12 protein-coding genes are annotated in these 11,192 nt (G+C 73.4%); 2 read left to right on the top strand and 10 right to left on the bottom strand.

What is annotated here, in order from left to right:
* Positions 1–136: 136 nt before the first annotated feature.
* Positions 137–820, bottom strand: a complete 684-nt coding sequence (locus ACFW6P_RS09745; protein ID WP_386354945.1) for a hypothetical protein — start codon at positions 818–820, stop codon at positions 137–139.
* A 98-nt stretch (positions 821–918) separates the two neighbouring features.
* A complete protein-coding gene (locus ACFW6P_RS09740) occupies positions 919–1,293 on the bottom strand; it encodes an arsenate reductase family protein (RefSeq protein WP_386354947.1) in 375 nt (124 codons plus the stop codon).
* Between the two features lie 230 nt (positions 1,294–1,523).
* Here ACFW6P_RS09740 and ACFW6P_RS09735 point away from each other — a divergent pair, with 230 nt between their 5' ends.
* The gene (locus ACFW6P_RS09735; RefSeq protein WP_386354950.1) at positions 1,524–1,838 is read left to right on the top strand and encodes a hypothetical protein; all 315 of its coding nucleotides are present in this window, start codon (positions 1,524–1,526) and stop codon (positions 1,836–1,838) included.
* Between the two features lie 54 nt (positions 1,839–1,892).
* Here the strand turns inward: ACFW6P_RS09735 and ACFW6P_RS09730 are convergent, their stop codons facing one another.
* Positions 1,893–2,945: an aldo/keto reductase gene (locus ACFW6P_RS09730; RefSeq protein WP_386423346.1), complete on the bottom strand. Its 1,053-nt coding sequence runs from the start codon at positions 2,943–2,945 to the stop codon at positions 1,893–1,895.
* A 95-nt stretch (positions 2,946–3,040) separates the two neighbouring features.
* Here ACFW6P_RS09730 and ACFW6P_RS09725 point away from each other — a divergent pair, with 95 nt between their 5' ends.
* On the top strand, positions 3,041–3,667 hold the full coding sequence (locus ACFW6P_RS09725) for a TetR/AcrR family transcriptional regulator (RefSeq protein WP_386423345.1): 627 nt from the start codon (positions 3,041–3,043) through the stop codon (positions 3,665–3,667).
* Positions 3,668–4,181: 514 nt separating this feature from the next.
* Here the strand turns inward: ACFW6P_RS09725 and ACFW6P_RS09720 are convergent.
* From ACFW6P_RS09720 to glnA, 7 genes are all read right to left on the bottom strand, one after another.
* The gene (locus ACFW6P_RS09720; RefSeq protein ID WP_386423343.1) at positions 4,182–5,366 is read right to left on the bottom strand and encodes a winged helix DNA-binding domain-containing protein; all 1,185 of its coding nucleotides are present in this window, start codon (positions 5,364–5,366) and stop codon (positions 4,182–4,184) included.
* Positions 5,367–5,432: 66 nt separating this feature from the next.
* Positions 5,433–7,079 carry an alpha/beta fold hydrolase gene (locus ACFW6P_RS09715; RefSeq protein WP_386423341.1) on the bottom strand — a complete coding sequence of 549 codons (1,647 nt, stop codon included), beginning with the start codon at positions 7,077–7,079 and terminating at the stop codon, positions 5,433–5,435.
* 40 nt (positions 7,080–7,119) lie between these two features.
* Positions 7,120–7,704, bottom strand: coding sequence for a hypothetical protein (locus tag ACFW6P_RS09710; protein ID WP_386354958.1), 585 nt, complete (start codon positions 7,702–7,704; stop codon positions 7,120–7,122).
* Positions 7,705–7,711: 7 nt separating this feature from the next.
* The gene (gene htpX, locus ACFW6P_RS09705; protein WP_386354961.1) at positions 7,712–8,629 is read right to left on the bottom strand and encodes a zinc metalloprotease HtpX; all 918 of its coding nucleotides are present in this window, start codon (positions 8,627–8,629) and stop codon (positions 7,712–7,714) included.
* 95 nt (positions 8,630–8,724) lie between these two features.
* On the bottom strand, positions 8,725–9,096 hold the full coding sequence (locus ACFW6P_RS09700) for a signal peptidase I (RefSeq protein WP_386354964.1): 372 nt from the start codon (positions 9,094–9,096) through the stop codon (positions 8,725–8,727).
* 195 nt (positions 9,097–9,291) lie between these two features.
* Positions 9,292–9,558, bottom strand: coding sequence for a hypothetical protein (locus ACFW6P_RS09695; RefSeq protein WP_386354966.1), 267 nt, complete (start codon positions 9,556–9,558; stop codon positions 9,292–9,294).
* Between the two features lie 111 nt (positions 9,559–9,669).
* Positions 9,670–11,079, bottom strand: a complete 1,410-nt coding sequence (gene glnA, locus ACFW6P_RS09690) for a type I glutamate--ammonia ligase (protein WP_386423339.1) — start codon at positions 11,077–11,079, stop codon at positions 9,670–9,672.
* Positions 11,080–11,192 lie beyond the last annotated feature (113 nt).

The following is an 11,192-nucleotide window of genomic DNA, read 5'->3' as shown; positions in this document are numbered from 1 at the left end:
GTGCCGCCTCGCCCCGGAGGGCCCGGACGCGCCGGTCCTGCCGCCCCTGGCCGGGGGCGGCAGGACCGGGGACACGTACGAGGGGGCGCCCGAGGGGGTGGGCCGCCGCCTCAGTGACCGGGTAGGTCGTCCGGCCTCACCCCACCTTCTCGATCACGGCCCGGCGGACCAGGAACTTGCCGGGCTCACGGACCTCTTCGAAGGCCGCGTTGTTGAGCAGCACACAGCTGCCGGAGACCGAAGTGACCTCCACCGTCGTGGACTTGCCGTTGTCCAGGTTGGTGACCTTCAGCTTCGTGCCGGCCGGGAACCGGTTGCTGGACGCGGCAGGCGCGCCGCCCTCGCCGGAGAGCGTGACCGTGGAGCCGTTGCACACCTGCTGCCCGAAGGCCGCACCGCCGCCGGGGTCTCCCGCGGAGGCGGACGGGGCGGGCTGCGAGGCGGGAGCGGACGGCTGCGCGCCCCCGGCCTGCTCGCCGCCCTGCGCGGGCTGCGACGGCTGGGAGTCCTGAGCCGACTCCCCCACCTCGCATCCCGACGCCTCCTGCTTGCGCCGGATCTCGGCGATGACCGCCTCGCGGTTCGCGATCCGGGCCTCGGACCGGGCGTCCCGGGCGGCCCGCTGGCCCGCGATGAACTTCTGGTTGTTCCCGAGTGCGGTGGCGAGGCCCAGGCAGACCGTCGCCTCCGAGGCCGACGTGGGGGTCGGCGCGGCGTTCGACGTGCCGGCCATGACGAAGGCCCCGCCTCCCGCCACGGTCGCCGTGCTCACCAGCAGCGCGATCTTCTTCTTCGTGCCGAGAGTTCTCCTGCGCGACATGCGCGCCTCCTGAAGAGGTAGGGGAGCGTACGCCGCTATGTACGAGATGCCGAACGCGGTGACTCACCGGTGGGCGCGGTCAGCTCACGTGACCTCCGTCACGCGGGCGTTCCCTTCCGGGACAGGGCGTCCCGCACGGCCTCGCCGGTGCGGGCCACCACGGCCGTGCCGTCGTCCGCGGTGATGATCGGCCGCTGGATCAGCTTCGGGTGGGCGGCGAGCGCCTCGATCCACCGGTCCCGCGCGCCGGCGTCCCGCGGCCACTCCTGGAGGCCGAGTTCCCGGGCGGCCGCCTCCTGGGTCCGGGCGATGTCCCAGGGCTCCAGTCCGAGGCGGCCGAGCACCCCGCGGATCTCGTCCTCGCCCGGCACGTCGTCCAGGTAGCGGCGGACGGTGTAGTCGGCGCCCTCGGCGTCGAGCAGCTGCACGGCGCTGCGGCACTTCGAGCAGGCCGGGTTGATCCAGATCTCCATGCCGTTCACGGTACGCGCTCCGGAGTCTGTTCGATTTCCCTGGTGACTCGTCCGCCCCTCCCGGACCTGTGGTGACGTGCCGTCAATCCTCCCTCTCATCAGGTATTTTGCCGAGCTGGGAGCCCTCCCGGTTGTCAGTGCCCGGCGGTAGAATAGGGGAAGTGTTCGAGGGTGGCGCCGGGGACGGCCGAAGTCCCTGTGGTCCGCCCGACCGCGACAGGAGGATGCCTGTGCCCGCTGCCGCTCTGAAGCCCAAGCCGTTGCCCACCCAGTCCACCGCGAAGCGCCCCGTCCTGCTCGACCTGCCGTACGCGCCCGTGGAGAAGCGGCCGCTGCCGCCCGGCCGGCCCCGCGAGTGGTACGTCACGCACAACCGCCGCCTGAAGGCCATGCGGCTGGCCATCGCCCTGCTCGACTCGGGCGTCTACATGCCGAACCAGGCCCGCGACGAGACCATCCGCGACACGGCCGAGACGATCGGCGTCCACCCGCCGTCGGCCACGACGTGCCACATGGTCCGGGCGTTCATGCGTTACGCCCGCTGACCGAGCCGGTCCGGAGCGCCGGGCGCCCTGTGCCGCGGGGTGCCCGGCGCTTCGTCATGCCGCCCGGCCGGGTGGTGCGACGAGCGGCGGGTCGAGGCGGGCGAAGCCCTCCTGGCGCTCGTAGGGGGAGCGGGGGTACGGCGCCGGGCGGTGGCTCGCCGCGTCGAGCCTCGCCACCTGCTCGGGCGTCAGGCTCCAGGCGGCGCCGAGGTTCTGGCGCAACTGCCGTTCGTCGTGGGCGCCGATGACGACGGAGGAGACGGTCGGCCGCCGCAGCAGCCAGTTCAGGGCGACCTGGGGGACGGCCTTCCCCGTCTCCTCGGCGATCTCGTCCAGGGCGTCGACCACGTCGTAGAGGTGCTCGTCGGGGACGGGCGGGCCGTACTCGGCGGTGCGGTGCAGCCGGCTGCCGGGCGGGAGCGGTGTGCCGCGGCGGATCCTGCCGGTGAGGCGGCCCCAGCCGAGCGGGCTCCAGACGATCGCTCCGAGGCCCTGGTCGCGCGCGAGCGGCATGAGCTCCCACTCGTAGTCCCGGCCGACGAGGGAGTAATAGACCTGGTGGGCCACGTACCGAGGGTGTCCGTGCCTCTCCGCGGCCGCGAGGGACTTCATCACCTGCCAGCCGGAGAAGTTGGAGACGCCGGTGTAGCGCACCTTCCCCGCCGCCACGAGCGTGTCCAGCGTGTCCAGCACCTCCTCGACCGGTGTCCCGGCGTCGAAGGCGTGCAGCTGGAACAGGTCGATGCGGTCGGTGCCCAGTCTGCGCAGGGCGTCCTCGCAGGCGCGGATCAGCCGGGACCGGGAGGTGCCCGCCTCGCCCGGGCCGTCGCCCGTCGGCAGGCCGGTCTTGGTGGAGAGGAGCACCCGGTCCCTGCGGCCCCTGACCGCCTCGCCCAGCACCTCCTCGGAGGCGCCCGCGGAGTAGACGTCGGCCGTGTCGAACATCGTGACCCCGGCGTCCAGGCAGATGTCCACCAGGCGGCGCGCCTCCTGTGCGCCGGTCGTGCCCCACGCGCCGAAGAGCGGGCCCCGGCCTCCGAAGGTGCCGGCTCCGAAACTCAGCGCCGGGACCATGAGCCCCGACGCGCCCAAGCGCCTGTATTCCATCGCGGTCCCCTCTCGATCCTATTAACGGGTCTGTAGTTCCGTTAGTAGTCACTAAGGTAACAGGGTGAGGCTGCTAATGGAACAGGAGTGCCGTTATGGCTGACGGAGGTGAGCCGGGGACCGTGCGGCCCGGCGGACGGACCGCCCGGGTGCGGGAGGCGGTGCTGCGGGCGGCCGAGGACGCCCTGACCGAGCAGGGCCTCAGCGGCCTGGACCTGGCCGACGTCGCGCGCCGCGCCGAGGTGGGCAAGACGACCGTCTACCGCCGCTGGGGGACGGTGACCGGGCTGGTCGCCGACCTCCTGGCCGACATGGCCGAGCAGTCCGCGCCGCGCACCGAGACCGGGTCGCTGCTCGGCGACCTGACGGCCAACGCCCGGCTGGTCCTGCGGACCTTGACCGACCCTCGGCAGGGCGCGCTGTTCAAGGCGCTGATCGCCGCGGCGACCGGTGACGCGAAGACCGCCGCGGCCCTGCACCGCTTCTACGACATCCGCGTCAGGGAGTGGGCCCCCTGCGTCCGGCAGGCCGTGGACCGGGGCGAGGTGCCCGAGGGGACGGACGCCCAGGAGGTCATCCGGGCCGTCTCCGCTCCGCTCTACTACCACCTGCTGATCAGCGGCGGCCGGCTGGACGGGGCCGTGGCCGACCGGGCGGCGGAGGCGGCGGCCGTCGCGGCGCGGGCGGGGGTGTTCGTACGGGGCGCGGGGAAGCCGGCGTAGAGGGCCGGCCTGGATGGAGGAAGGGCCGGCCTCGATGGAGGAAGGGCCGGACAGGAAACTCAGCGCCGGACAGCGGGCTCGGGGCGAGGCAGCGGGCTCGGGGGGCGAGGCGGCGGGGATGAGCCAGCGGGCTCGGGGGCGAGGCGGCGGTTGAGTCAGCGGGCTCGGGGGCGAGCCAGCGGGCCCAGGGTCGAGCCAGCGGGCTCGGGGCTGAGCCAGCGGGCTCGGGGCTGAGCCAGCGGACTCAGGATCAAGGCAGCGGGGTTGAGTCAGCGGAGTCAGGGTCGAGACAGCGAGCTCAGGGGCGCGTCGGCACCGGTACCGCCACGGGACTGCTCGACGCCCACCTCGTGCACCAGCGCGGCCTACTCGTCACGCCCCTCGGTGCCTGCTCACCCCGCCGCACCCGCCCCCCGGCTCACCCCGCCGCACCCGCCCCCCGGCTCACCCCGCCGCACCCGCCCCCCGGCTCACCCCGCCGCCCCCGCCCCCCGGCTCACCCCGTCGCCCCCGCTCACCCCGCCGCCAGCTCCTTCTCCAGCGGCGTGCGGAAGCGGGGCGTGACGCGGGTCGTCCCCGTCCAGCCGCTCAGCCGTGCCGCCTCCGCCTCGATCGCGGCCCGGGCCTCCCGCCCGACGCCCTCCTCGTCGAGGATCCGCCAGACGATCTCCCCGTCCGCGCGCTGCGCCCAGCCGCCGATCACCCGCCCGTCCCACCACACCGTCGGCCCCACGTTGCCGCTGCGGTCGAACAACCGGGGCCGCAGCCCGGGCGCGACGTACCAGTCGCGCTGCTGCCAGCCCATCGCCGTCGGGTCGAGACCCGGCAGCAGGGCGGCCCAGGGGTCGTCCGGCCCGGCGACCGGCTCGCTGTCGCCCTCGGCCACGAACCCCGTCCCCTCGTCCAGCTCCACCGCCTCGGCCCCGATCGCTGCCAGCGCCCTGCGGACGTCCGTCACCCGCCACCCCGTCCACCACTTCAGGTCGGCCTCGGTCGCCGGACCGCACGCCGCCAGCCACCGCCCCAGCAGCTCCGCCTGCGCCTCGGCGCCGTCCAGCTCCGGGTGCTCCGGTGCGATCGTCCAGCGGAACCGGCCCGAGGTCCACGAGCCGAGCGGCCGGCCGCGCACGACCTTCCCCTCCACGCCCAGCACCCTCAGCAGCCGGGTCGAGACCGTGTGCACCCCCTCGTAGCCCTTGCCGGCCGCGTACACGAACTGCTCCCGCAGCCGCGGCTCGTCCTCGGCGAGTTCGGAGGCCGTCGCCTGCCCGCGCCGGGCCAGCGCCGCCAGCGTCGACTCCTCGACCTCCCGCAGCCAGGCCGCGTCCGGCGCCCCGGCCGACGCCATGTGCTTCAGCAGCGACGCCCGCTCCCGGGCGGCCACGGCCAGACCGGTCGAGGCGTGCACGACGGCGGTCATCGCCGTGGGGAACACGAACACCGTGTGCCGCATGCCGTGCATCCGGACCAGGGAACGGTCCTCGTAGAGCGCGCGCCCGGTGGCGTCCACCGTCCGCGCCGGGTCCGCGAGCCGGGCCCCCACCGCCAGGTAGACCGTCGCCGGGTCGGTGCCGTGCAGGGCGACCAGGGAGCCGGCGACCTCCTCGGGCGTGCCCGCCCGCGCCGGCCCGGCCAGCCGGTGGCGCAGCGCGAGCCGGGCCCGTCGCTCCGCCGTGCCGATGTACCGCTGCGTACCCATGAGGCCTCCACTCCCGCCGTCCGCGAACCCGGTCGCATCATCGCGGACACCACTGACAACGGGTCGTCAGCGGCCCTCCGCGTACCGCTCCAGCAGCCCGGCCACGTACGCCTCCAGCCGCCCGCCGAGCACCCGGGGCGTCAGGTCGGTCCGCCCCAGCTCCCGCCACGGGCCGGCCAGCTTCGCCGCGTCGGGGACGTAGGCCAGCGCGTCGAGCAGCCGCCAGTACAGGTGGTCCGGTCCGTCGGCCAGCCGCCGGCCGCCCCGGGCTTCGTAGCGGTCCCGGAAGCCGAGGCCGTACTCCGGACCGTGCAGCAGCGCGAGCGCGGTGGAGCAGTGGGCGACGTCCAGGTCGGCCGGGCCCCACGAGGTCTCCACCCAGTCGACGACCCCGCTGATCCTCGGGCCGTCGCCGCCCGAGTCCGTGAACAGCACGTTCCCAGGGTGGAAGTCCCGGTGCAGGAAGCAGCCCTCGTACGGCGGGGGATCGCGGCGGATCACGTCCACCGCCCGCTGCCACAGCCCGCCCTCCGGCGCGTCGACCCGCTCCGGTGACGTCCACGCCTGGTACACCCGCGGGCGCTCCCGGGGGACGACCCGGTGGATGCGCGCGAGCTGCGCCGCCAGCAGGTCCACCCGGACGTCGAGGTCCTCCTCGTCGACCCGGACCCGCCCCGGCAGCACGGACATCAGCAGGGACGGGTGGTCGCAGTGCTCGGCGGCCGCGTCCACGCCGACCAGCCGGGCGGCCGGCACGCCGTCCTGGTCCGCCAGCAGCGCGAGGATCCCCGCCTCGCGGGCCAGCAGCGCGGCCGCGTGCCGCCGGAAGAAGGGCTTCACGAAGGTCCGCAGCGCCAGTTCGCCGCCGTCGTCCAGGGTGAGCCGCCGCATCTGGGCGCTCCAGCCCCCCGTCAGGAAGGACGTCGTGCCGACCGTACGGCCCCGCGGGAGCTGTGCGGCCACCCACGCGCGCGTGGCCGTCCAGCCGCGCCCGTCGAGCCCGGCCAGGACGGCGGTGGCGAACTCCCCGCGATCCTCGGGCCGGTCACGGAACCACAGGGCCAACCGGTGTCCCGCACCGGGGAGTTCCCGGTGGGTGAACTGCGCCCGCCGGGCCAGCGCCTGAGAGACGGCCTCCGTCACGGCGGGCGGGATGACCTCGTCCGTGTCGGGCACCGCGAGCACCGCCCGCCCCTCGTACGCGGCCAGTACGTCGAGCGCGGGCGAGTCGCGCCAGCCGCCGGGACGGCGGATGAGCTCGCTGAACCGCCCGTCGCCGTTTCCGAACGGCACGTCCCACGCCTCGCCCGTGTACACCGCCGGCGCGCACAGCCCCAGGGCCGCCACCCGGTCCCCGTAGTGCCGCAGCAGGTCGGCCACCGTCTGGCCGCTCATGCTGAAGCCGACCAGGACCAGCGGCGAGTCCACGCGCGCGTGCGCGTCGATGACGGAGACGGCCTGGCCGAAGCGGCGGCGCAGACTCAGCTCCCGCAGCCGGCCGGTGCTGTCGCCGTGGCCGGAGAAGTCGAACGCGAGGGCACGGCAGCCCCGTGCGGCGAACTCCTCCAGCAGCGGCACCAGCCGCTCCTTGCCGCCGTTGCCGGCACCGTGCAGCAGGACGGCGGTCGCCCGCGCCCCGTCGGCGGGTCCGCCGCACAGCCCGCTGAGCCGTTCGCCGTCGACGGTGTGGGTGAAGGGGATCAGCTCACTCATCCGGCCATTCACTCACGCGGCCGGTCCCGGTGAGAGGGCTTCACAGACCGGGCGCCCCCCACACCGGGAACCAGCGGCCCAGGTCCGGTTCGATGCGCAGGTCGTCGGCGAGGGCGGCCCGCACCTGGAGCTCCAGCGCGTTGTCGCGCCGCTCCGACCCGTCGGGCAGGGGCGCGAACGGGTAGAAGGTGCCGCGCTTGTAGAGGTAGACCAGCGCCAGCCGCCGGTCCGACCGGTCCCGGAAACCGGCCAGGGAGCACAGCAGTTGGGGGCCGAACCCGTTGACCTCCATCTGGCTGTTGACGGCGTGCAGGTCGTTCACCAGGGCCGCCAGCTGGTCAGGGGCGCGGCGCGAGACCAGCCAGGAGTAGCCGTAGTCGTCCCGTCGCAGCTCCACCGGGGGGCCGTCGCGGTCGCTGTCGGCGTCCAGCAGCGCCTGCACCTCGCGGTGGGACTGCTCGAAGGCGGCGCCCTCGACCGTGGCGAAGCACACCGCGCCCTCGCCGGTCGGCGTGAAGCCGACCGCGGCCTCCAGGGTCACGGCGGCCGACGGCAGCGCGAAGAGCCGGTCGAGATCCGCCACGGCCGGTTTCGTCCGGCCGAGCAGGATGTCCAGCAGCCCCATGTGCCGCTCACCCTCCTCCCGGTGCCGCCGCCTCACCGAGCTCGGCGGAGATCCGGCCCAGCTGTTCGAGCCGCTGCTCCAGGCTCGGGTGGGTCGAGAAGATCCGCGCGACCACGGGGTCGCGGCCCAGCGCCGGTGTGAAGTAGAAGGCGTTGAAGGCCTGTGCCGTGCGCAGGTCCTTCGTCGGGATACGGGCGATGTCGCCGGAGACCTTGGTGAGCGCGGAGGCCAGCTCCGAGGGCCGGCCGGTCAGCAGGGCCGCCGCCCGGTCCGCGGCCAGCTCCCGGTAGCGCGACAGGGCCCGGATCAGCAGGAAGCTGATCGCGTACACGGCCGCCGACACCCCCATCACCGCGGCGAAGATCACCGCCGTGTTCTGGTCCCGGCGGCCCCCGCCGAACAGCTGCGAGTAGAAGGCGAACCGCACGATCAGCCCGGCGATCACCCCGAGGAAGGAGGCGACCGTGATCACGGCGACGTCCTTGTGCGCCACGTGCGACAGCTCGTGCGCGAGGACGCCCTCCAGCTCGGCCGGGGACAGCCGCCTGAGCAGCCCGGTCGTCACACACACCACGGCGTGGTCGGCGTTCCGCCCGGTCGCGAACGCGTTCGGCATGTCCATGTCCGAGACGGCGACCACGGGCTTGGGCATGTCGGCCAGGGCGCACATCCGGTCGACCACCGCGTGCAGGTGGGGATACTCCTCCCGCTCCACGACCCTGCCGCGCATGGCGTACAGCGCGATCCGGTCCGAGAACCAGTACTGGGCCCCCAGCAGCGCCGCCGCGACCACCACCACCAGCACCCACGACTTCAGCAGCACGATCAGCGCGGCGACGAACGCCACGTACAGCAACCCGAGCAGGAACAGCGTGATCCCCATCCGGGCGGTCAACCGCCGGTCGCTCCGGAAGCGGCTGTGCATCTGCCTCACCCCGCAGTCAGGAACTCGTCCCACTGCCAGTGTGCACCCGCGCCCCCATGGACGGGTCGCGCACGGCCCCAGGGCGGGCAAAGGCCTCAGCCGCCCGCGGACACCGCGTAGCCGGGCACCGACGGCCACCGCACCGTCAGCACCACCGACTCCTCCTCCGCGACCCACGAGTGGTCCACACCGCGCCCCCACACGACGTAGTCACCCTGCCGCTCCAGCACCACACTGCGCCCCGGAAGCTCGACACGGAAGCGCCCGCTGATCAGCACCAGCAGCGCGGTCCGCTCCTCGCCCCGCACCCACGCGGCCCGCTCCTCGCCCCGCGGATGGACCCCCCACTTGATCTCCACGGCCTCGCTGTGCCGCGGATCCCCGGCCTCCTTGAAGTGCCCGAGCAGCCACCCCCGGTCCAGCGCCGCGTCCGCACCGGCGTTCCCCACGTACACGCTGTCACCCACGGGACGGACGCTAGCAGCCGCCCGGGCGCGCGAGATCCTCCGGCACCGGCACGGCCGCACCCCGCGCGAGGGGCAACCGGTACGCGGCGATCCGCACGTGCCGGGACCGCTCCGGCGCGGGGCGCTCCGCCGGCCTCAGGGCAGCCGCTTCCCCGGCGAGACGTTCTCGTCCACGTGGCGTGTGATCCCGGTCGCCTAGTACGGCGCCCGGACGTTGACGTACCCCAGCAGCACGATCACCGCGGCCACGCAGCCGAGCACCAGGGCCGTCGAGACCCACGAGGACCGCCGACGCCGTCCCACGTGCTCCGGGTCGGGCCGGAACGGCACCGGGCCGGGGGGATTGTCCTTCCAGCGCGCGGCGAGCATCCGGGCGCGCGCCGAGGGCTCCTTGTGCTCGGCCTCGTCCGCCCATCTCAGGTCGAACTCGCGCTCCTGACCGTCCTGTCCGTGCTCGGGCATCGCCGCTCCACCCCCGTGTGCGCTCCTGTCAGAAGAATAGAACATACGCCCGCGCCCCCGCTGTCCGTACGGCAGCGGGGGCGCGGGCGTGGGGCCTCGACCAGGCGTCGATCACACGTCGAAGTACAGCTCGAACTCGTGCGGGTGCGGACGCAGCTGCAGCGGGGCGATCTCGTTCGCGCGCTTGAAGTCGATCCACGTCTCGATCAGGTCCGGGGTGAAGACGTCGCCCTGGAGCAGGAACTCGTGGTCGGCCTCCAGGCGGTCCAGGACCGCGCCGAGGGACGTCGGGACCTGCGCGACGTTCGCGTGCTCCTCGGGAGCCAGCTCGTACAGGTCCTTGTCGATCGGCTCGGCCGGCTCGATCTTGTTCTTGATGCCGTCCAGGCCCGCGAGGAGCAGGGCCGAGAAGGCCAGGTACGGGTTGCCGGAGGCGTCGGGCGCGCGGAACTCGACGCGCTTGGCCTTCGGGTTGGAACCCGTGATCGGGATACGCATGGCCGCGGAGCGGTTGCGCTGCGAGTACACCAGGTTCACCGGCGCCTCGAAGCCCGGCACCAGGCGGTGGTACGAGTTCACCGTCGGGTTGGTGAAGGCCAGCAGCGACGGGGCGTGCTTGAGGATGCCGCCGATGTAGTAGCGGGCGGTGTCCGACAGGCCCGCGTAACCGGCCTCGTCGTAGAACAGCGGCTGGCCCCCGGTCCACAGCGACTGGTGGACGTGCATACCCGAGCCGTTGTCACCGAAGATCGGCTTCGGCATGAAGGTCGCCGTCTTGCCGTTCCGCCAGGCGACGTTCTTCACGATGTACTTGAACAGCTGCAGGTCGTCGGCGGCGGCGAGCAGCGTGTTGAACTTGTAGTTGATCTCGGCCTGGCCGGCGGTGCCCACCTCGTGGTGCTGGCGCTCGACCTTCAGGCCGGACCGCTCCAGCTCCAGGGAGATCTCGGCGCGCAGGTCGGCGAAGTGGTCCACCGGCGCGACCGGGAAGTAGCCGCCCTTGTAGCGGACCTTGTAACCGCGGTTGTTCTCGACGGCGCCGGTGTTCCAGGCGCCGGCCTCGGAGTCGATGTGGTAGAAGGACTCGTTCGCGCTGGTGGCGAAGCGGACGGAGTCGAAGACGTAGAACTCGGCCTCCGGACCGAAGTACGCCGTGTCGGCGATCCCGGTGGAGGCGAGGTAGGCCTCGGCCTTCTTCGCCACGTTGCGCGGGTCGCGGGAGTACTGCTCGCCCGTGATCGGGTCGTGGATGAAGAAGTTGATGTTGAGGGTCTTGTCACGGCGGAACGGGTCGACCCGGGCGGTCGACAGGTCCGCGCGCAGCGCCATGTCGGACTCGTGAATGGCCTGGAAACCCCGGATCGAGGAGCCGTCGAAGGCCAGCTCCTCGTCAGCGTCGAACGCCTCCGCAGGCACCGTGAAGTGCTGCATCACGCCCGGGAGGTCGCAGAAGCGGACGTCGATGAACTTGACGTCCTCGTCCGCGATGAACTTCTTGGCCTCGTCGGCGTTCTGGAACATCCAGCTCCTCCTACTCCCGACCGTCCCGCCGGGGTGGTAGTTCGTTCGTGCGGCCAGTGCGGGTGGCACACGCTGGTCTCGACCCTAGGGACGGGTGATTTCTCGGGCGTGAC

Origin of the sequence: Streptomyces sp. NPDC058741, from assembly GCF_042746715.1 — a bacterium.
Lineage (GTDB): Bacteria > Actinomycetota > Actinomycetes > Streptomycetales > Streptomycetaceae > Streptomyces.
Note: the sequence above shows the minus strand (reverse complement) of the source record. Positions and strands in the feature narration are given on the sequence as shown.